Source organism: Bradyrhizobium sp. 215_C5_N1_1 (genome assembly GCF_052075935.1).
Classification (GTDB): domain Bacteria; phylum Pseudomonadota; class Alphaproteobacteria; order Rhizobiales; family Xanthobacteraceae; genus Bradyrhizobium; species Bradyrhizobium barranii.
Map to the genome: position 1 here is coordinate 2,546,290 of NZ_CP197228.1, position 21,209 is coordinate 2,567,498.

The 21,209-nt window shown below is 64.7% G+C and carries 18 protein-coding genes; 11 read left to right on the forward strand and 7 right to left on the reverse strand.

The window, feature by feature from the left end:
• Positions 1–25: 25 nt before the first annotated feature.
• From AB7G19_RS11800 to AB7G19_RS11815, 4 genes are all read right to left on the reverse strand, one after another.
• Positions 26–187, reverse strand: coding sequence for a hypothetical protein (locus AB7G19_RS11800; protein WP_283017283.1), 162 nt, complete (start codon positions 185–187; stop codon positions 26–28).
• 30 nt (positions 188–217) lie between these two features.
• Complete coding sequence (locus AB7G19_RS11805; RefSeq protein WP_283017282.1) at positions 218–916, reverse strand: type 1 glutamine amidotransferase domain-containing protein; 699 nt, start codon at positions 914–916, stop codon at positions 218–220.
• 196 nt (positions 917–1,112) lie between these two features.
• Positions 1,113–1,820: a hypothetical protein gene (locus tag AB7G19_RS11810; protein ID WP_283017281.1), complete on the reverse strand. Its 708-nt coding sequence runs from the start codon at positions 1,818–1,820 to the stop codon at positions 1,113–1,115.
• Positions 1,821–1,938: 118 nt separating this feature from the next.
• Positions 1,939–4,782, reverse strand: coding sequence for an ATP-binding protein (locus AB7G19_RS11815; RefSeq protein WP_283017280.1), 2,844 nt, complete (start codon positions 4,780–4,782; stop codon positions 1,939–1,941).
• 326 nt (positions 4,783–5,108) lie between these two features.
• On the opposite strand from AB7G19_RS11815, the gene AB7G19_RS11820 reads away from it, so the two are divergent.
• The 7 genes from AB7G19_RS11820 (at position 5,109) to msrA (ending at position 10,565) form a co-directional block, all read left to right on the forward strand.
• Entirely contained in the window at positions 5,109–5,777 is a 669-nt protein-coding gene (locus AB7G19_RS11820) for a sensor histidine kinase (protein WP_283017279.1), read from the forward strand.
• Positions 5,778–5,810: 33 nt separating this feature from the next.
• Positions 5,811–6,512, forward strand: coding sequence for a VOC family protein (locus tag AB7G19_RS11825; protein WP_283017278.1), 702 nt, complete (start codon positions 5,811–5,813; stop codon positions 6,510–6,512).
• A 260-nt stretch (positions 6,513–6,772) separates the two neighbouring features.
• The gene (locus AB7G19_RS11830) at positions 6,773–8,086 is read left to right on the forward strand and encodes an epoxide hydrolase family protein (RefSeq protein ID WP_283017277.1); all 1,314 of its coding nucleotides are present in this window, start codon (positions 6,773–6,775) and stop codon (positions 8,084–8,086) included.
• 65 nt (positions 8,087–8,151) lie between these two features.
• On the forward strand, positions 8,152–9,000 hold the full coding sequence (locus tag AB7G19_RS11835) for an enoyl-CoA hydratase/isomerase family protein (protein WP_283017276.1): 849 nt from the start codon (positions 8,152–8,154) through the stop codon (positions 8,998–9,000).
• 120 nt (positions 9,001–9,120) lie between these two features.
• Positions 9,121–9,543 (forward strand): OsmC family protein, encoded by a 423-nt coding sequence (locus AB7G19_RS11840; RefSeq protein ID WP_166343305.1) that lies wholly within the window; start codon positions 9,121–9,123, stop codon positions 9,541–9,543.
• A 21-nt stretch (positions 9,544–9,564) separates the two neighbouring features.
• Positions 9,565–10,020: a cupin domain-containing protein gene (locus AB7G19_RS11845; protein WP_441267835.1), complete on the forward strand. Its 456-nt coding sequence runs from the start codon at positions 9,565–9,567 to the stop codon at positions 10,018–10,020.
• Between the two features lie 29 nt (positions 10,021–10,049).
• Positions 10,050–10,565 carry a peptide-methionine (S)-S-oxide reductase MsrA gene (msrA, locus tag AB7G19_RS11850; protein ID WP_283017274.1) on the forward strand — a complete coding sequence of 172 codons (516 nt, stop codon included), beginning with the start codon at positions 10,050–10,052 and terminating at the stop codon, positions 10,563–10,565.
• Positions 10,566–10,659: 94 nt separating this feature from the next.
• On the opposite strand, the gene AB7G19_RS11855 is transcribed toward msrA, so the two are convergent.
• Positions 10,660–11,301, reverse strand: coding sequence for a TetR/AcrR family transcriptional regulator (locus AB7G19_RS11855; RefSeq protein ID WP_283017273.1), 642 nt, complete (start codon positions 11,299–11,301; stop codon positions 10,660–10,662).
• Between the two features lie 139 nt (positions 11,302–11,440).
• Between AB7G19_RS11855 and AB7G19_RS11860 the strand changes: the two genes are divergently transcribed.
• The 3 genes from AB7G19_RS11860 (at position 11,441) to AB7G19_RS11870 (ending at position 15,094) form a co-directional block, all read left to right on the forward strand.
• Positions 11,441–12,583, forward strand: coding sequence for an HlyD family secretion protein (locus tag AB7G19_RS11860; RefSeq protein WP_283017272.1), 1,143 nt, complete (start codon positions 11,441–11,443; stop codon positions 12,581–12,583).
• Positions 12,580–14,073 (forward strand): MDR family MFS transporter, encoded by a 1,494-nt coding sequence (locus AB7G19_RS11865; protein ID WP_283017271.1) that lies wholly within the window; start codon positions 12,580–12,582, stop codon positions 14,071–14,073. The genes AB7G19_RS11860 and AB7G19_RS11865 overlap by 4 nt, the downstream gene beginning before the upstream one ends.
• Before the next feature lie 82 nt (positions 14,074–14,155).
• Entirely contained in the window at positions 14,156–15,094 is a 939-nt protein-coding gene (locus AB7G19_RS11870; RefSeq protein ID WP_283017270.1) for an aldo/keto reductase, read from the forward strand.
• A 45-nt stretch (positions 15,095–15,139) separates the two neighbouring features.
• Here the strand turns inward: AB7G19_RS11870 and AB7G19_RS11875 are convergent, their stop codons facing one another.
• Positions 15,140–17,980: an ATP-binding protein gene (locus AB7G19_RS11875; RefSeq protein ID WP_283017269.1), complete on the reverse strand. Its 2,841-nt coding sequence runs from the start codon at positions 17,978–17,980 to the stop codon at positions 15,140–15,142.
• Between the two features lie 298 nt (positions 17,981–18,278).
• Between AB7G19_RS11875 and AB7G19_RS11880 the strand changes: the two genes are divergently transcribed.
• Positions 18,279–19,268, forward strand: a complete 990-nt coding sequence (locus tag AB7G19_RS11880; protein ID WP_283017268.1) for a Bug family tripartite tricarboxylate transporter substrate binding protein — start codon at positions 18,279–18,281, stop codon at positions 19,266–19,268.
• A 6-nt stretch (positions 19,269–19,274) separates the two neighbouring features.
• Here AB7G19_RS11880 and AB7G19_RS11885 read toward each other — a convergent pair whose 3' ends face one another.
• On the reverse strand, positions 19,275–20,435 hold the full coding sequence (locus AB7G19_RS11885; RefSeq protein ID WP_283017267.1) for an MFS transporter: 1,161 nt from the start codon (positions 20,433–20,435) through the stop codon (positions 19,275–19,277).
• Positions 20,436–21,209: the final 774 nt, after the last annotated feature.

Genomic DNA, 21,209 nt, shown 5'->3' on the forward strand with positions numbered 1-21,209 from the left:
TGTCGCGTCGAGAGGTGCCGGCGCGTCATGCGCCGGCAACCGCTCTGACGGGATTGACCGGCACGCTGCCACCGTGATCGCTGTTGTGCGCAGCAGCTTCCGCTCGCCGGATCACATTCGTAAGCTCCGGCGTAAAGCTTTCGTCATCGTCCTCGATGTGTCCGGTCAGTGCCAGGGCGGTGCTCATTGATGAGCACCGCTCCGATGCGAGCCTGACTTACGCGGCCGACTTCGCCTTCTTGGCCAGGGCGGCGAGCAGCGTCTGCGCGGCCGGGCCGGAGGAGTGCGGATTCTGTCCCGTGATGAGCTGGCCCGCGCTGACGACGTGTACGCCCCAGTTCGCCGTTTTCGAGAAGACCGCGCCGAGCTTCAACATCTCGTCCTCGACGAGGAACGGAACGACATGGGTCAGGCCCACGTCCTCTTCCTCGCCGTTGGTGAAGCCGGTCACTTCCTTGCCCTCGACCAAAGGCTTGCCATCGGGCGTCTTGACGTGGCGCAGCGCACCGGTCGAGTGACACACCACCGCGATGGTCTTGCCTGCGGCGAGGAACGATTCGATCAGCTTGACCGAGTCCTTGTCTTCGGCGAGGTCCCACATCGGGCCGTGACCGCCGGGATAGAACAGCGTGTCGAAGTCTTCTTGCTTGACGCTGTCGAGGCGCACGGTCTTGTCGAGCTGGGCTTCAGCGGCGGCGTCCGCCTCGAAGCGCAGCGTCAGGTCGGTGCGGAACTCGGGCTCGTTGCTCTTGGGATCGAGTGGCGGCCGGCCGCCCTTGGGCGAAGCCAGCGTGATCTCCGCGCCGGAATCCTTGAACACGTAGTAGGGGGCGGCGAGCTCCTCGAGCCAGAACCCGGTCTTGCGTCCGGTGTTGCCGAGCTGGTCGTGGGAGGTGATAACCATAAGAATCTTCATGACGATCTCCTTGAATGCGTTCGCTGCAATGACGCATTCCCTCGTGGTGGAGGTGCGCCGGCCTCGGTCTCGTCGAGCACGACACTTGTTCGTTGCTCGTGAGCCCAATGTTGCACCCAAGGCCGCGTGTTAGCTCGTTATGTATTGTTAGGCGTTGAGAGCAGTGAACGGTTCCAGCTCTCGCGCGTCGCCACCGCTACTCGAACACGGCGTCGAAGATCTCGACGTCCATCAGCACGGGCTTGGCGACCACGCTTCCATCAGGCCGCAGCGTCTGCACACGCCGCAATGTCGGCACGACGATGCCGCCGAAGCTGTCATGGGCCCAGGAATAATGTGCGACCTTGTTTCCGAACAGATCGTGATCCGTCCGCCGTTGCAGCGCGTTCTCGTCGAAGTAGAAGATCTGCTCGGGCGCGAGCGTGATCAGGTTCGGCGGGAACTGCGCGCGCAGCCGACGCCACGTGTCAGCGTTTTCGCGCCACGGCGGAAGCTCCTCCGTGACGACGTCGGGATGGGCGAGCAGAAATGGGGTGGTCAGATAATTCCAGATCGCAACGCCGCAGAAGAAGACGAGGTGCAATTCGTCCGCGAGCGCAGGAGAGCCGGTCTCGGGAAATGTAGGGCTCGGGTTATCCCAGGTGCGCAGGACCTCACCCTCGAGGCTCTCGATCGTGATCGCGTCGGGTTGAAAGCAGCCGGAGTGTTCACCCCCGGTGATGCCGGTGAAGCGGACCGACTGGGCGCGGGTCGAGCCCTCCGCCGTCACGTCCTTGAATTCGCTGGCATGTCCGGCGCTGGAGAACAACGAGCCGCCGACGGAAAGGTGGAGCGTGAATCGGGTCAAGCTATTCCAGCGGGCCATACCGCCGCTGGCATCAATTACATCGTCAAGAAGCGCCATATCCCGCCATATCCACCGTGAAGTGCCACCACCATGGCGGGGCGGATGCGGCTTGGCGTGTTAGAAGTTGTTAGGACTTGCGAGCAGGTGCTTGGACGGTATCCCGTTGAAGATACTGTCAATTCAGCGCGCTCAGGAGCTCCCTGGCGGCCACGAGATCGCGGGTCTGGAGGCCTTCTTGGTATCGCGCGACGAGCGGGGCGAGCAGAGCGCGTGCTTCGCCCGCTTGTCCGGTCTGGCGCCAGACCCGGCCGAGGCTGATCGCCCCCCGCAGCTCCCAGCCGAGCGCGCACTGCCGGCGCGACAGATCGAGCGATTTTCGGAAGCAGCGCTCGGCCTCCGCGGTGTTTCCCGACCGGACAAGGATGTCGCCCTTGACCCGGAGCATCTCCGGCATGTCGAAGGATTCGCCATGATCTGGAATCTGCGCAATGGCCTCATTGATCGTGCGCAGGGCCTCGTCCGGCTGGTTCTCCGCCACGAGGCCCTCCGCCAGCGCCGTCGCAAACACCGTCGTCATGATCCGGTGCCGCGTCGCGTACAGCGTGGCCTGGCTGCGGCGAAGATGCTCGATCCCGCCGGCGGTGTCGCCGCGGCGAAGCATGAGCTCGCCCTTCTGGCCGATGCCGACGGCGTGATAGGGACCGAGGAAGTGCCGCGCCGAATGGTCGATCAGCCGCTCGATCAGGATTTCGGCATTGGCCCAGTCGCCGACCCAGAGGAACACGTAGATCGTCCAGATCAGGGAGATGCCGAGGGTGAGGGGTTGTTCGAGCAGTTCGGCCTCGCGAACGGTGTATCTCGCCGCCTCGATCGCGCGATCGGGCCGGCCGGTGAGCCAGAGCCCGCGCGCCAGCGCGACCAGCGCGACGATGCGGTCATCATAACCGAGATGCCCGATGTTCAGCCGCTGCGAGCCGGGATTGTGCACCATCGCGCTCTCGCAGAACTGCACGGCCTTGTCCTGATTGCCGATCAGATGGTGCGCGACGCCCAGCATCCATTCCACATTCAGCGCGGCGGCAGGATCATTCAGCTTGCGCGCAACGCTCTCGCCCTGCTCGCCGGTGCCGAGCGCGCCGTGAAAATCCCCGACCCTGGTCAGGTAGATGTGCAATCCGCGCAGCAGCCAGAGCTGCCAGTGCAGATCCTCGAGATCCCGCGCAAGCTGAAGACTGCGCGTGAACGCCGACCGGACCGCTTCGGTATTGCCCTGCGTGAACATCACGGAGACGCCGAGCGCGGCCTGCAACGTCATCTCCTGGCGGTGGTCGACCGAATTCGTATCGAGAGAGACCAGCGCCTGCTTCGTCCAGCGATAGCACTCTGTCAGCAATGTCAGTTCGAGGAAAAACTGGGCCGCCGAAGCCGCCAGATCCACGCCGATCGTTCGGTTGGCGCTATCCGAAAAGCTCCAGGTCAGCGCGGCCCTGACATTGGGCAAATGGTCGGCATAGGGAAGGAAGCCGCCCGCGGTCTGCATGCCCGTGGATTTGAGCGCGATGTCGCGCAGGAAGTCGCGGAAATATTCGGCGTGAGCGCGCGCGACACGGGGCGCTTCGCCGTTCTCGACGAGCTTCGCGCCGACGAAGGCGCGGGTGGTGTCGAGCAGACGATAGCGCAGCCGCCGCTCCGCGGGTGAGGTTGCGATCAGCGATTTGGAGAGCAGGTTCGAGATCGCCTCGACCGCCTCGGGCTCGCTGATGCCTTGGCTGAAGGCAACGGCGAGCGCGGCCTCCATCGTGAATGGCCCGACGAACACCGACAAACCGCGCAGCGTCGCGCTTTCGGCTGCCGGCAACAGATCATAGCTCCAGGCGAGCGCCGCGCTCAGGGTCTGGTGCCGCGGGATCGCGGTACGGCGTCCCCGCCACAGCAGCGCGAAGCGGCTGTCGAGCAGCGAGGCGGTTCCGGCAATGCCATAGGCGTTCACGCGTCCGGCGGCGAGCTCGATCGCGAGCGCGATGCCGTCCAGTCGCCGGCAGATCTCGGCGACAAGCGGTGCATCCTCCTCGCTCAGTTCGAATTCGCCCAGGCTCTCGGCAATGCGTTCCACGAAGAGCTGGCTTGCGGGATAGGCAAGGATGTCGGAGATGCCGAGCCCGTCGCGCTGGGGCGGGCAGTCCAGCGGAAACAACCGGTGGACGCGTTCGCCTTCGGTACGAAAGGATTCGCGGCTGGTGGCGAGAATATGCAGCTCGGGCGCTTCCTGGACGATGTGCTCGGCCAGGGGCGCGAGTTCGTCGATGATGTGCTCACAGCTGTCGAAGATCAGCAGCATCCGACGGTTGCGCAGCACCGTCAGCAGGCCCGGCATCGGGTCCTCGGAATTGACGGTCAGGCCGAGCGTGGCGGCGATGGTGCTTGGAACGAGCCTGGCATCCGTCAGCGCGCCGAAATCAACGAAGTTGACCTGACCGTCGAAGGCCTCGAGCTCGCGATGCGCGACGGCGAGCGCGACGGAAGTCTTGCCAATCCCGCCGGGGCCGACAATTGTCACGAAGCGATGCTGCGCAAGCTCGGTGGAAATCCGCTCGACCGCGTCGTCTCGTCCGATCATCCTGGCAAGCGGCGGCGGGAGTATGTGAGGCGACGGGACGGCCGGGCCTGTCCGCGTCTCCGACGATTCGGACCGGACCAGCGGGCTCGCGAAGCAATAGCCACGGCCGGGCACGTTGACGACATAGCGGGAGCCTTCGCCGGCATCCCCCAAGGCCTTGCGTAGCGTCGTGATGTGGAAGCGCAGGCTGCCTTCATCGACCGTCACGTCGGCCCAGACGCGCTTGATCAACTCACGCTTGTCGATGACCTCGCCGGCGCGCTCGACGAGAAAAATGAGGATGTCGAGTGCGCGGCCGCCGAGGTGAAGCGGAGCGCCGTCCTTCTCGAGCAGGCGCGACCTTGCGTACAGCCGGAATGGCCCGAAGGAAATCGCCGCATCCTGGTCGTTAGTGTCCACCACGCGCCAATGAATCCAGTGAAGGGGCTGTTGTCCGCATCCTGATCTAGCAGAACGAGGTTATGAGTAAACTGGTCGAAAGTGGCGAAATCGCGCGGCAAGTCATTCGGCCGCACCGGGATGATGCGTGACAAATTTCGCTTAAACGCGAGCGGCTTGGGAAGCGATCGGGACGACCCGTCAGCGTGCTTGACCGTCGAGAGGACGGTCTGGCCGCCAACTTGTGCCGCCGATCATAACAAAATCTTGCAACGTCTAACGAGCAAAACGCGCGCGGTGCATCCAGTATAGGCTTCGAGTTAGGTCCTAGGTCCAATGGGGAGGCTATCATGTCTGCTATCGGCTTGGAGACGAGCGACCATTTCGCTCGATCTCAGCACATTGCCAGCCTTGATGATCAGTCGCGTGATTGGGAACTCGTGCTGCGGGAATCCCACCATCGGATGAAGAACACGCTGACGCTGCTGGGTGCGTCAGTCCGCCGCGACTTCTCGCGGCCGGGCACCAGGGACATGTCGGGCGCGGTGGACCGGTTCGAGCAGCGCATCGTCGCGTTCGGCAGGCTCTATCAGCTCTTGTCCGACATCGACAGTCTGTCCGCCGTCTCCGTCGAGACCTTCTTCGAAAACCTGTGCGAGGCGCTCTCCGAGGCAGTGCTGGAACCGGCCAGCATCCGCTGCGAGGCCGCGATCGAGAGCGGGGCGCTGCCGGCATCGCAGTGTCATCGGCTGGCGTTGATGCTGACGGAGCTGGTCACGAATGCCGCCAAACATGCCTTCCCGAACAGGAACGATGCGCTGATCCGGATCGAAATGGCCAACCGCGACGGCGCCTGGCTCTGCACGGTGGCTGACAACGGCATCGGCGCGACCGGTCCGCTTCAGGGCACCGGCAGCCGCATCCTTGAAGGGCTCGCACGCAGTATCGACGCGCGGTTGCAGGGCGAGGCGAGCCAGGGCGGCACACGCGTGACGATCGTGATGCCCACTGCCGCTTGAAGCTCGCTTCAATTTCAACTCAGGGAGTTCGACATGGCCGGCACCGAAATCGACCGCGACGCCGCGGCCGGGTCTCCGAACACATCTTCGACACCGCGTGGCGTTGATCTGAAGCTCGAGATCGTCGTCATTCCCGTGTCGGATGTCGACCGCGCCAAGGCGTTCTACACGCGCCTCGGCTGGCGATTGGACGCCGATTTTGCCTCAGGTGACGAATGGCGCGTGATCCAGTTCACGCCGCCGGGTTCGGCCTGTTCGGTGATCTTCGGCAAGAACGTCACACCGGCAGCGCCCGGTTCGGCGCGCGGGCTGTACCTGATCGTCTCCGATCTGGCGGCGGCGCGACAGGATCTGCTCGACCGTGGCATCGCGGTGAGCGCACCATTCCATGGTGCGGGCGACGTTCACGCCGGTCCGGACGAGCCGTATCTGTTCGGCAGCGTCCGGGTCAGCGGTGCTGACCCGAAGCGCGGCAGCTACAGCTCGTTTGCCTCGTTCAGCGATCCCGACGGTAATGGCTGGCTGTTCCAGGAGGTCACGACGCGACTGCCTGGACGCATCGCGGGTGACGGCACGACATTTGCCTCAACGGCCGATCTGGCCGCAACCCTGCGACGTGCCGCTGTCGCGCATGGTGAGCACGAGAAGCGCATCGGCGGACACGACGAGAACTGGGCGGATTGGTACGCCGACTACATCGTCCGCGAGCAGGCCGGTCAACCGCTGCCCTCCTGAGTTGTAATGAACATATCGCCTGAATTCACAGACAGGGCGCGCGCCGATTGAACTCGTCGCGCGCCGTGCCGCTTCTGCATCGCGCGCATCGTCATCGTCGCTCGCTCTCCTGCATCCCGCGGACTCGCAACGGCTAACGCGGCCTAACAACCGATAACGAGCTAATTGCCAGGACCTGCGCCAATCTCTCTTCAGGACGAACCGACGCGTCGATTTCGAAATTCGGTTGGCGTCACCGACCAAAGCAAGGGAGATCTGCCATGACAACGCAAGCACGAGCCGACATTCTCAATCCCGACCGTCGTCAGTTGCTGAGCCAGGCCGCAATGACCGCGGTCGCCGCCAGCGTGGCGAGCCTGCTGCCGCTGCATCCGGCAAAGGCCGCTGCAAGCGGCGCGATCCGCCCGTTCCGCGTCAGCGTGCCCGAGGAAGATCTGCTTGACCTCCGCCGCCGCCTCGCAGCGACACGCTGGCCCGATCGCGAGATCGTCGCCGACCAATCGCAGGGCGTGCAGCTCACGACGCTTCAGCAGCTCGTGCGGTACTGGCAGAACGACTACGACTGGCGGAAGATGGAAGCGCGGCTGAACGCCTTGCCGCAATTCGTCACCGAGATCGACGGCGTCGACATCCACTTCATTCACATCCGCTCCCGCCACGAGAACGCGCTGCCGATGGTCGTCACGCATGGCTGGCCGGGCTCGATCATCGAGCAGATGAAGATCGTCGGCCCGCTCACCGACCCCACCGCGCATGGCGCGAAGGCCGCGGATGCATTCGACCTGGTGATCCCCTCGCTTCCGGGCCACGGTTTCTCCGGCAAGCCGACGGAGCTCGGCTGGGATCCCCAGCGCATCGCGCGCGCCTGGATCGTGCTGATGAAGCGCCTCGGCTACAACCGCTACGTGGCGCAGGGCGGCGATTGGGGCAATGCCGTCACGGAGCAGATGGCGGTGATCGCGCCGCCGGAGCTGCTCGGCATTCACACCAACATGCCCGCCACCGTTCCCGACGACATCGCCAAGGCGCTTCAGCCCGGCGGGACGCGGCCACCGAACCTCTCGGCCGACGAGCGCATTGCCTACGACCAGCTCGATGATTTCTACAAGCATGGCCTCGGCTACGCCATCGAGATGTCGAACCGGCCGCAGACGCTCTATGGCCTCGTCGACTCGCCGGCCGGTCTTGCATCCTGGATGCTCGATCACGACGGACGCAGTGCTGCGATGATCGCGCGGGTGTTCGACGGCAAGACCGAAGGCCTGTCGCGGGACGACGTGATCGACAACATCACGCTCTACTGGCTCACCAACACCGCGGTCTCGTCGGCGCGGCTCTACTGGGAGAACAAGCTGGTGTTCTTCGCGCCCAAGCACATCAAGATCCCGGTCGCCGTCAGCGTGTTCCCTGACGAGATCTATGCCGCGCCGCGCAGCTGGGCCGATAAGGCCTATCCGAAGCTGATGCACTACAACCGCCTCGACAAGGGCGGCCACTTCGCAGCCTGGGAGCAGCCCGCGCTGTTCTCTGCGGAAATGCGCACCGCCTTCCGTCCGCTGCGCCAGTCGATCTGAACCGAGCAGCGGACGCGCGCTGCCGTGCGTCCCTTTTCCGAACACACATATCAGGAGTGCCAACAATGAACCGCCCCGTACAGATCTTCACCACCGAAGACATTCGCCTGGAGCGCCGCCTGCCGACATACTGGCGCGTCACCTTCGACATGCCGCCGGTGAACATCTTCGGCCCAAAGCACCTTCCGCTGCTCAACGACATCATCACCGCGATTGAGACCGATCCGGACGTGAAGGTCGTCGTATTCGACAGCGCCGTCGAACGCTTCTTCATCACGCATTACGACTTCCTGGCGCCGCTGGAGGACTCTCTCGGTGTTCCTCCGGGTCCGACCGGCCTGCAGGCGCTGCCCGACATGCTGGTGCGCCTCAGCCGCGCGCCGGTCGTCTCCATTGCCTCGATCCGGGGCCGTGCGACCGGGGTCGGCAGCGAGCTCGCGCTGGCGAGCGACATGCGCTTTGCCAGCCGCGAGAAGGCGATCCTGTCGCAATGGGAGGTCGGCGCGGGACTCGTGCCCGGCGGCGGGCCGATGGCCCGGTTGCCGCGGCTGATGGGCCGAGGCCGTGCGCTCGAAGTGTTGCTCGGCGCCGATGACATCCACGGCGATCTCGCCGAGCGTTACGGCTACGTGAACCGTTCGCTGCCGGATGCCGAGCTCGACGGCTTCGTCGAGGCGCTCGCCATGCGCATTGCGTCGTTCGACAAGGAGGCGATCGCAGAGACCAAGCGTCTCGTCGATGTTGCGAGCCTGCCGCCGGATGACGAGATCAAGCCGGAGTGGGACGCGTTCCTGGCCGCGCTCGGCCGTCCCGCCAGCCAGACCCGCATCAAGGCGCTGATGGCGCGCGGTTTCCACCGCACCGGCGACGTCGAGAACCGGCTGGGCTTCCATGTGGGTCAAATCAGCGGCTAACGGAACCGCTGTGGCGTTCGGCCGGTTGGAGGGGTGACAGGCGGTCGTGCCAATGTCGCTTTCCTCCGCTACCGAGCGCCGGTGCTAAAACCAACCTAAAAACCAGCAAGGAGAATTGAGATGATCCGCAAGGCAACAGCAGTCTGGAAGGGCACCGGTCGCGACGGCACCGGCAATCTCTCGAGCGAATCCGGCGTGCTCGCCGGCACACCCTATTCGTTCAAGACCCGCTTCGAGAACGAGAAGGGCACCAATCCCGAGGAGTTGATCGCCGCAGCCCATGCCGGTTGCTTTACCATGGCACTGGCCTTCGGCCTTCAACTCGCCGGCTTCACGCCGGACGAGCTGTCGACGGAAGCCGCCATCACGCTCGAGCCGGAAGGCAAAGGCTTCAAGATCAGCAAGTCGGCACTGACCCTCCGCGCCAAGGTGCCGAACCTTGACGACGCAGGTTTCGCCAAGATCGCCGGCGAGGCCGAGAAAAACTGTCCGGTGTCGAAGGTGCTCAACGCCGCGATCACGCTCGACGCCAAATTGACCTGATCCAACACAGGGAGCGGTGCCATGCCTCGTCAAGATCTGCCTCGCCAGCATCAGCCGGATGAAGACAGGTTCCGGGCGATCTTGCCCGAGGACATCGCTTGGCAACCGTTCCCTGCGTTCCCGCCGGGCGCGCGGCTGGCGGTGATGGTCGGCCATCCCAATGAACCCGGACCTTACGTGGTCCGGGTGAAGGTGCCCGGGGGCACGAAACTGATGCCGCACAAGCATCCGGAAGATCGCATCTACACGGTCATGTCGGGTGTGTTCTACATCGGCCTCGGCGAACGTTTTGATGGCAACCAGGTGAAAGCCTATCCGCCGGGCAGCGTCATCGTGCTGCCCGGCGAGACCTGGCATTTTCACTGGGCGAAGTCCGGCGAATACGTCACACAGGTCTCCGCCATCGGGCCGCTGGGCCTCGAATATCACGATGACCACGATGACCCGCGCTTGCATCCGGCAGCGGACAAGCGCTGACTATCTCGACGAAATCAATGGAGCATCAGATGACGACAGAGCGCGCAGTTTTGGCCGGAGGCTGTTTCTGGGGCATGCAGGATCTGGTCCGCAGGCAACCGGGGGTGATCTCCACCCGTGTTGGTTACACTGGCGGGCATGTGAAGAACGCCACCTACCGCAATCACGAGGGCCACGCCGAGGCGATCGAGATCATCTTCAATCCCGCCAAGACGAGCTTCCGGACCATGCTGGAGTTCTTCTTCCAGATCCACGATCCCACCACGCTCAACCGCCAGGGCAATGATCTGGGCACGAGCTACCGCTCGGCAATCTTCTATACGAGTGACGAGCAGAAGAGAGTCGCGGAAGACACCATCGCCGATGTCGAGGCGTCAGGTCTTTGGCCCGGCAAGGTGGTGACCGAGGTTGCGCCCGCAGCGGAGTTCTGGGAAGCCGAGCCCGAGCATCAGGATTATCTCGAGCGCTATCCCGATGGCTACACCTGCCACTTCATCCGGCCCGACTGGAAGCTGCCAAGGCGCGCGGCCGCCGTGGGAGGCTAGCCGGATTGTCGCGCACGGCCGCCGAGGGCCTTTTGACGAGGAGTGCAAATGTGCGAACTCCCCTCATCGTACGATCACGAGAATGCCTCGCGGCTCAACGCGTCTCCGGTCGGCGTCGGCAGATCACAGCCACCGCCTTGCGGGCAATCTCCCTCAGATCGGCGCGGCGTGCGCCGGCGCGGGCGCGGATGGCGATGGTCTGCATCGTGGCGGCGGCAAGGATCGCGAGTGCAGCCGGATCGGCCTCGCGATCCAGCTCGCCCTTGTCCTGCGCCAGGCGGAAGCGGGCCTCGAAATCGGCATCGATCGCCCGCAGTCCCGTCGCAACGCTGCTCCGGATCGCCGCATCCTCGGCGACTTCGGTCACCGCGGTACCGACCACGAAGCAGCCACGCGCTGATCCCTTGCCGGAAAAGTAGATCGACAGCGCCGCGTCATAGGCCAGCATCAGCGCTTCGTCCAAGGGATGGTCCCCTGCGAGAGCCTCGCGCGTTGCCGCGAGGCTGATCTCCCAATAGCGCGCCAACGCCTCGAGATAGAGCGCGTGCTTGTTGCCGAACACCGCGTAGAGGCTCGGTGGACTCATGCCGGTCGCGGCCGCGACCTTGTCCAGGGACGTGCCGGAATAGCCCGTCCTCCAGAACGTTTCCGTTGCCCGCTTGAGGGCCGTCTCAGTGTCGTAGGCGGGTGGCCGTCCCCGGCGCGCCGGTCCCGTCTCGCTCTTTTTCCGTGCCATGTCGTCCGAACCTGGTTGCCATGCTCCACACGTATATTTGTATGGATCGTTATAAAAATCAATGGCCGCGCGGCTTGATCGCCGCATCGGGGTACAATATTTGTAACGAACGTTAGTAAATGAGATAAGGACGAGGACGATGGGTTTGAACTTTGCGCCAATCGCCGGCTGGCTGGGCGATCGCAGCTTCCGCGGGAGCGAGGCGGCGGCGCCGTTGTTCGGAGCGGATCTTGCCAGGCGGCTGCGCCGGCCCCTGATGCTCGTGGTGCCCGCCGCGGCTGCCGTGTTCGGCGCCTTCATGTATCTGGCGCAGGAACAATATGTCTCGACCGACGATGCGTTCGTGCGCGCCGCGAAAGTCACCATCAACGCGCGGGTGCCGGGCCAGGCGGTCGAGATCGCCGTGCGCGACAATGAGCGTGTCCGGCAGGGCCAGGTCCTGTTTCGAATTGACCCGGAGCCCTACCAGATCGCCGTCGATCAGGCCGAGGCCCGGCTCGGCAGCGCGCGGCTCCAGATCGACTCCCTCAAGGCGACCTACCGCCAGCAGCAGGCGGAGCTGCAATCGGCGAAGGACTCGGCCTCTTTCGACGAGCGCGAGTTCGACCGCAAAAGGATGCTGGTCGCCTCCGACTTCACGCCGCGTGCGGTCTACGAGCGGGCCGAGACCGATCTCAAGGTCGCGCGCCATCGGATGGCATCGATCGAACAGCAGATCGCCAATACGGTCGTCGCGCTCAACGGTGACCCCGACATCGATGTCGACCGCCATCCGACAGTCCGCGCGGCCAGGGCGCAGCTCGATCGCGCGCGGCTCGATCTCTCCTACGCCACGGTGAAGGCGCCCGACGACGGTATCGTGACCAAGGTCGACGATCTGCAAATCGGCGGTTTCGTCAACGCAGGCGCGCCCACGTTCTCACTGATGTCGAGCCGGGACGTCTGGATCGAGGCGAATTTTCGTGAGACGGGCCTGACCCACATGCGGCCGGGCCAGGAGGCGACGATCGACGTCGACGCCTATCCGGATCGAAAATTCAAGGCGCGTATCGTCAGCATGAGCCCCGGAACCGGGTCGGACTTCTCGATCCTGCCACCGGAGAATGCGACCGGGAACTGGGTCAAGGTCGTGCAGCGGCTGCCGGTGCGCCTCGAGCTCGACGATCCCGATCCGACCCGGCCACTGTTCTCCGGCATCAGCGTGACGGCGCGGGTCGACACCGGCCATCGTCGCAACTGGTTGCATCTGCTCCAGCCTGCGCTTGCGACGGAGGTCAAATGAGTACGCCCCTCCCATCGACCGCGACCGGCGGTCATCATGCAATCTCGGCGGCCGCCCTGATGGCGACCTATATGCAGGCCGTCAACATTTCAATACCGAACGCCGCGCTGCCGCACATCCAGGCCACGCTCTCGATGGCCAATGACGAGGTCGGCTGGGTGTTCTCCTCGTATATCGCTGCAAGCGCCGTGACCATGTCGATCGCGCAATGGCTCGCGGGACGCTACGGCCGCAAGGCGGTCTATCAGGCAGCCCTTGCCGTCTTCACGCTTGGTCTTGTCCTCGACACGCTGGCGACGACGTCGATCCAGTTCGTGCTGGCGCGGATTCTCCAGGGCGCGGCGAGCGGACCACTTGCGCCGCTCTCATTGGCGATTCTGCTCGAGGCGACGCCGGCGGCGCGGCAAGCGCGCATGGGCCTGGCATTGACGGTCTGCTCGCTGCTCGGCATCAGCACCGGTCCCGCTCTTGGTGGCTGGCTCAGCGAATATTACGGCTGGCCGTCGATCTTCTATGTCAGCCTGCCCATGACGGCCTTCATCGCCCTGACGATGGCCCTGTTCCTGGGCGAGAAGCGGGCAGAGCGGAGCCAGCCCTTCGACGTCTTCGGCCTGACGACCTTCTCCGCCGGCATGATCGGGCTGCAGATGCTGCTGGATCGCGGCGAGCGCCTCGAATGGTTCGCCTCGACGGAGATCTGGGTCGAAGCGATCGCCTCGGTCCTGGGGTTCTATCTCTTCATCGTGCACGTTCTGACGAAGAAGGAACATTTTCTCCGCACGGCGCTGTTCAGGGATCGCAATCTCGTCCTCTCGACGGTGATCTCCTTTGCGCTCGGCTTCGTCCTGCTGCCGACATTGGCGTTGACGTCCCCGATGCTGGAGGAGTTGCTCAACTACCCTGTCGACACCACCGGCTACATGAGCATTCCACGCGGCGTGGCGCTGGTGGGAGCGCTGGTGCTGACGAGCCTGGTTCCGGGACAGGTCGACTACCGGCCGTTCCTCATGGGGGGCATGGCGCTGGTGGTCTATGCCAACTGGCTGATGCTCGGCTATTCGCCGGCGATGGATTGGCGGCCGGTCGTCGAAGCAGGTTTCCTCCAGGGCGCAGGTCTCGGCATGTTGTTGCCGGCGCTGGTGAGGGCCGCTTTCGGAACGCTCGATCCGAAGCTTCGCCCTGAAGGCAGTGCGCTGATCAACCTGTCGCGCCTTTATGGCAGCACCATCGGCATCGCGGTGGTCCAGCTCTTCTTCTATGCCAACACCCAGGCCGTGCATATCGCGCTCGCCAAGCATCTCATGCCTTATCGTGTCGCGGCGAATGTCACGGGCCCGATCGGGAAGTCAGGTCTCGCCGCCCTCAACGGCATGGTCACGCGCCAGGCGGCCACGGTTGCGGTCATCGATCAGTTTGAGATCCTGATGTTCGCCATGCTCGTCGTGATCCCGCTGGTGTTCTTTCTTCGTAAGCCGCGTCCCGCCGGCTAACGCCGGAGAGTCGTGAAATGTGTCGGCAATCTCGATCGCTTCCTCCGCATCGCGCGGCCAGCAGTCAACAAGGAGTATCACCATGACGACCTCGGATTCACTTCGTTACACGAGAATTCCCACGCATGAGGCCGTGACGATTCCCGCAGTCGGATTTGGCACGCTCATTCCGGATCCGCTCGTGACGAGGCAGGCCACCAGGGCTGCATTGGAGGCCGGATTTCGACATCTCGATTGTGCCGAGCGCTATCGCAACGAAGCGGCCGTCGGCGATGCGCTACAGGATGCGTTCAGGGCGGGCGCGCTTCAGCGCCAGGACCTGTTCGTTACGACGAAGCTGTGGAACACCAATCATCGGCCGGAGCGGGTCAGGCCCGCCTTCGACGCCAGTCGCCGGCGGCTGCAACTCGACGAGATCGATTGCTACATCATCCATACCCCCTTCGCCTTTCAACCCGGTGACGAGCAGGACCCGAGGGACGCGAGTGGCCATGTGATCTATGATTCAGGCGTGACGTTGGCGGAGACATGGGGGGCGCTAGAGCGCCTCGTCGACGAGGGGCACTGCAAGTCGATCGGGCTGTCGGACATCACCTTGGAGAAGCTGCGCGAGATCGTCGAGGTCGCGCGGATCAGGCCTGCCATGGTGCAGGTCGAATCGCATCCGTACCTGCCCGAATGGGACCTGCTCGACTTCTGTCGGGAGCATGGAATTGTGCTGCAGGCGTTTGCCGCGCTGGGACACGCCATGAAGCCGAACCTCCTCGCTGACCCCGTGATCACCGCCATCGCGGAGCGCCTGCACAAGACGCCGGCTCAAGTCGCCCTGGCCTGGGCCGTCCAGCGCGGCACGGCTTTCCTGATGACCTCAACCAATCCTCGGCGGATCGAGGAAAACTTCGATATTTCGACGCTGCCTGAAGACGCCATGCGGGAGATGCGGGACCACATCACGACGAATGTCCGCTTCAACACAGTGGTCGAGACCGGCGTGCCCGGATTCATTCCGCGGGCAGGATGAAGCGAGCGGTGTGGTACGAAGACCGAAGGCCTTCGGCCGGCCTCGTCAAATCCGGAGTTGCGCGATCAAATCGCGTGCGCTGCGGATATCGGCGATGCCGGCGCCCTCGCTGAACGCCCCGCATGCACGTTCGAGAATTGCCAGGGCCTCTGCACTCTGGCCGGCTCCGATCATGAACCGCGCAAGGCTGATCGCGCCGCGCAGCTCCCAGAATCGCGCGCCCTGCTGGTTGGCAATGTCCATGGCCTCGCGAAAGCGCGCCTCGGCGTCCCCCGCATGCCGCGGGCTCTTGAGCAACAACTCGCCCTTGATGCGGATCAGTTCCGGCAGATACCACAGCTCCTGCCGGTCGTTGCAGCGGGTCAGGACGTCCTCGATCACGTCGAGGCCACGGTCGACCTGGTGGGCCTCGCCGGAACATGCGGCGAGTTCGCCGAGCAGCGGAAGAAAGCGCGGCAGGAAACGCGCATCGCCGGCGCGATTGAGCTCTTCGCGCAGCAGCGGCAGGCCGGTCGCGACGTCGCCACGCCTTACGACGACCGCCGCGTTGAAGGCCCGTGCCCACAGGCCCCACAGCCGGATGGCGTGGCGCTCGGTGTGTTCGAGCAGCTCGGCGCCGTGGCGCTCCGCGGCCTCGAAATCGCCGGACCAGAAGGCGATCGGGCAGGCGGCTTGCCCCAGCACGCTGCAGAAAGTCAGCGCGTGGCCGTTGGCGCGACCTTCCTCGATGTTTCGGGCGGCGAGCGCCTGGGCCTGATCGGCGAGGCCCTGAAGCCACAGGATGCGGGCCCGGAAATATTGCGTCGATATCCTGAGGTCGAGCGGGAAGATCTTCGGCTTCTCCGCCAGCACGTGCAGCGACGCGTTCACGCGCTCGATGCGGAGCCGTGCGTCGTTCTGATCGCCGAGATAGTGCAGCGCCACCGCCATTAGCCGGTCGCCCAGCATGAGATCGGTCCTGTCCGACGAGTTCGCCGCTGCATTCGCAAACCGGTCGGCGAGCGCACGGGCCTTGCCGAACTGTCCGTTGTTGAACTGGTCGATGCACAAGCCCCAGAGCGCGCGCAGCCGGAAGTCTTTGTCGTCGAGCCTGTCAGCCAGCTCCAGGGTCGTCTCGAGGATCGGACGCGCCTCGCGGGCGCGGCCCTCGCCATACATCAGCGACCAGCCGAGCGCCGACAGGAGTTGCATGCGAATGCGATCATCGCCGCCGCTGTCGCCGAGCGCGGTGAGCGCCGTCTTGGCGCGCTCGCGGCATTCGGCGAACAGGGACAGGCGGACCCACAGCGTGACGGCAGCCGCCGTCAGCGCGATCCCGAGTGCGGCGTCGCCGTCGGGCCCGAAGGCCCAGTTCAATGCGGCGCGCACATTGTCCAGCTCCGCGCCATAGATGCTCAGCCATTCCGGCAGCGGCGTCGATGTATCGGCCTCCGCGCGCTCGAAGAAGTCGCGAAAATGCTCTCCATGACGGCGCGCGAACTGACTGGTCTCGCCGAGCTCGTTCAGCTTTCCATGCGCATAGGTGCGTGTGGTGTCGAGCAGGCGATAGCGCAGCGTTCGCGAGCCGGATGGCGAGATCAGCGATTTGGTGACGAGGCTGTCGATCGCCTCCAGCGTTTCGGACGCGCCGAGGCCGTCGCCGGCGGCCACAGCGGCAGCCGCCTCCGGCGCGAAGGCCCCGGCAAAGACCGACAGGCGTCGCAGCGTGGCACTCTCGGCGGGAGGTAGCAGATCGTAGCTCCAGTCGAGCGCCGCGGCGAGCGTCTGGTGTCGTGGCACGGCGGTGCGCCGACCCCGCCACTGCAACGAGAAGCGGCTGTCGAGCAGCGACGCCGTGCCGGCAATGCCGTACGCATTGACACGGCCGGCCGCGAGCTCGATTGCGAGCGCAATGCCATCGAGGCGCCGGCAAATGCTCGCGACGAGCGGCGCTTCTTCCGCACTGAGCTGGAACGGACCCGAGCTCTGCGCAATGCGCTCGACGAAGAGCTGGGCCGCGGGGTAAGCGAGGACCTCGGCGACACCCAGGTCCTCGCGCTCCGGCGGGCAATCCAGCGGGAACAGGCGGAAAATCCTTTCGCCGTCGCTCCGGAACGACTCGCGGCTGGTTGCGAGAACGCGAAGCTGCGGTGCGTCGCGAACGATGCGCTCGACGAGCGGCGCCAACGCATCCAGCACATGCTCGCAGCTGTCGAAGATCAGCAGGGCTGGGCCGGTCTTCAGGAATGTCAGCAGGGCCGGCGTCGGATCCTCCGCGCTGATGGTCAGTCCCAGTGCGGAGGCGATGGTGGTCGCGATGTGGCTGGCATCCCTCAGTGGACCGAAGTCGACGAAGAATACGCGCCCGCCGAAATCCGCCGATCTGCGATGCCCGACGGTGACGGCGACGGCGGTCTTGCCGATGCCGCCGGGGCCGACCACCGTCATGAAGCGATGCAACGAAAGCCCGTTCGATATCTTCTCGACGATCTCCTCCCGTCCGACCATTTTCGAGAGCGGCGAGGGAAGGGAACGGGGAGGTGCGATATTCACGGCGGGCTGAGCGGCCGGCGGGGCCGCGTGAGCGAGCGAGGCGACAAAGCAGTAGCCGCGGCCGGGCACATTGACGACATAACGGGCCGACTTGCCGGTATCGCCCAGCGCCTTGCGCAGTGCCGCGACGTGGAAGCGCAGGCTGCCCTCGTCGACATTGACGTCGGCCCAGATGCGCTTGACCAGCTCTCTCTTGTCGATGACTTCGCCGGGGCGCTCGGCGAGGAAGATCAGAATATCGAGCGCGCGGCCGCCGACGTGAAGCGGCGAGCCCTCCTTCTCCAAGAGCCGCGACTTCGGAAATAGTCGAAATGGCCCAAAAGAAATGGCCGAGTCTTCGGTACGATCTGGCACGCGCCATTGCCCCCGCAACGGGAGTCAAAATGTATTACTTTTTGGTCTATCAGAACGAGGCGTACAGTAAACTGGCCGAAAGCAGTGGGCAGAGCTGGTAGCCCTGCGCGCATGGCTTCGATCGGTCGGTCCGCCGAAATAACCCTTAAGAAGTAAAGGGTTATGGTGACATGACAGGGCGATGACACCGGTGCTCTCACCCGGATGGCGAATTGACGGCGGTAGCAGATTGCTGAGACTGGATGGTTCGGGAGCCGGTCCCGCCTCGACAGTGACCACCGACTTCCGGAATTCGAACATGGCTTCCTTCTCGCGGCGACGATTCGTCCATGCGCTATCGGGCGCAGCGGCGCTGGCGGCGATCCCGCGCAGCGGACAAACCGCTGATTATCCGTCTCGTCCCATTCGCCTCGTGCTTCCGTATGGAGCCGGCGGAGCGGGGGACCAGATCGGGCGTCCCTGGGTGGACAAGATGTCATCGCTGCTTGGGCCGACCTTCGTGGAATATATCGGCGGTGCGGGCGGCGCGATCGGGGCTGCGACGGTCGCGCGCGAGGAGCCCGACGGCTATTCGCTGCTGCTCGGCAATGGCAGCACGCAGGTCATCATTCCCCTGACCTCGAAAAATCCCGGCTATTCGGTCGACGATTTTCGCGCCATCTATCGCTTGATCAGCACCGCGCTGGTTTTCGCGGTCCATCCGTCGGTGCCTGCCGCGGATCTGCGTGAGCTGATTGCCTACGCTAGGGATAATCCGGGAAAACTGTCCTACGGGACACCAGGCATCGGCACTGGCAACCATCTGGTCGGCGAATCCTTCAAGCAGCAGGCCGGCGCGCTGGACATCGTCCACGTGCCGTATCGGGGCATTTCGCAGGCGACCAACGACCTCGCCGGTGGCCAGATATCGCTCGTCATCGGCGTCATGTCCGACCAGTTGAAGCAACTGGGCGAGGCCGGGAAGGTCAGGCTGCTGGCGGTCAGCAGCGAAAAGCGGTTGAGCGGCGCGCCGGAGATTCCGACCGCGGTCGAATCCGGCATGCCGGATCTCCGCTATGAGGGCTGGTTCGGCATCTTCGCACCCAGGCACACCGACGATGCGATCATCGACCGGATCGCACAGGCGACGCTGGTCGCGATGGCCGATCCGGCGATGCAGGCAAACTACCGTGCCCAGGGCATCGAGCCCGACATCGATTCGAGTCCCGACAAATTCCAGCGCATCATCGACGTGACAACGGCAAGCCTGGCGCCCGTGATCAAGTCGATCGGGCTGAGCAATTTGTGAGGCCGCTCAGGCCTCCACGCGCGACGTCTGCCGGCCCTCCGCCGTGACCATGCGCGCCGACAGCGCGACGAGACACATCAGCGCGGCCAGCAGCCAGAACGCTGTCGGCAATCCGCCAAGCCGTGCGACGAAGCCGACACCGGCGGGACCGATGAGGATGCCCGCGTAGCCTGCGGTCGTGATGGCGGCGACGGCGAGCCCCGTGGGCATCACGGTCTGCCTGGCCGCCCGGCGGAACAGCACCGGCACGAGGTTCGATGCACCGAGGCCGATCAGCAGGAAGCCGCCGATGGCGACCGCCGCTACGGGCGCCCTGAGCAGGACTACGAAGCCCGCGATCGAAATGATGCTGCCCCAGAACAATGTCGCGCGATCCCCGATGCGTGCGACGACGGCGTCGCCGCCGAGCCGCCCCGCGGTCATCGCGATCGAGAACACGATGTAGCCGATCCCGCCTTGCGTCTCCGAGACGAGGCCGGCGCCGATGACGAGCAGCGCGCCCCAATCGAGCATCGCGCCCTCGACGAGGAAAGTGATGGCGGCGAGCAGCGCCAGCAGGAGCACGGAGCCATGCGGCAGCACGAAGAGCGGTCCGTCCTGCACCTGCACCGAACGAAGCAGGCGCGGCCAGGCCGCCAGCATCGCGACCAGCATCAGCACGGAGCAGATCAGCGTGCAGGCGAGCGCGCCGAGTTGCAACGAGAGCAGCGCAGTCATCAAGGCGGATCCCGCGAAGCCGCCGATGCTGAACAGCGCGTGGAAGCCGGACATCAGCGGGCGGCCCGCGTCGCGCTCCACCTCGACCGCATGAATGTTCATGGCGACGTCGATGGAGCCGAGCGCGGCGCCGAAGGCGAACAGGGCCAGCGCCAGCGTTGCCGGCGAGCTTGCGATCGCCAGCAGGGGCAGCACCAGCGCCAGACCGAGCCCGCCCGCAATGATGATCGGCTTGCTGCCGTAGCGCGCGCTCATGACTCCGGTCAGAAGCATCGCGACGACCGAGCCGATGCCGAGGCTGAGCAGGAGCAATCCAAGAACGCCGTCATCGACGCCGAGCCGCGTCTTTGCGAACGGCACCAGCGGCGCCCAGCACGCGATGCCGAAGCCCGCGACGAGAAAGGCGAGCCGCGTCGCGAGGCGCGTTGCCGGCCGGTCGGCAGAATGCATGGGAACTCCGGGGAAGCAGGGCGGGGCGGATCGACAAGCCCTGAGATTGCCGCGCCTTTATGTCCGAGGCGTGCTCGAATTGTCGCAGATAGTGCTCAAGAACGGCGCGACGTCAACCTGGGTTCCGAAGCGTGTTGCGTTCGGGACGATATTCGTAATCACGCCGCCGGCCGCGGCCGTAGGGCAAAACACCGGGTCATTCCGAGCTGCGCCGGTGTCAAGCCGCGCTTGCAAGAATATTCCACTTTACCGAAATTCGGAAATGGCGTATGTGTCGTCCATCCCGGCTCACCAAGAGGGGCGATCTTGTGTCGTCACTGTCGCGAGCCGGGCTTGCGGTGGACGCGACAGCGTCGGGCGCGAGAGGTTAAGGGCGGGGCGGATTGCTCTCCGTGAGCCCAAAACTTCGTGCTGGATGAGCGGCGCTGTCAGGTTCGTCTCGTCTGTAAGTTTCCGGCTCCGTCGACAGGGCTGGAAAAACTGCGGCGACATGGCGGGCCGTGCGTACGGCAAAACCGTGTGGTCCTTTCCGCAAGCGCTGTTTTCGGCCGGTTAAAAGCGGTGAAAGTACCTGAAACTAAAGGTATATTTCGGTTTTAGTCGCACTAACGAAAGGCCCGCCCGAACCTGCCGGGCCCTATTAGGCCCTAGTTTCACATCCTGCCGTTGGGCGCGAGTTGGAGTTCGGGAAGCTTAAGCCGCTCGAACGGCCTGAGGATCGCGGCGCGCCCCATGCGGTGGCCCTGCGATCCGCGCGCGCTGTACGGCCTTCCC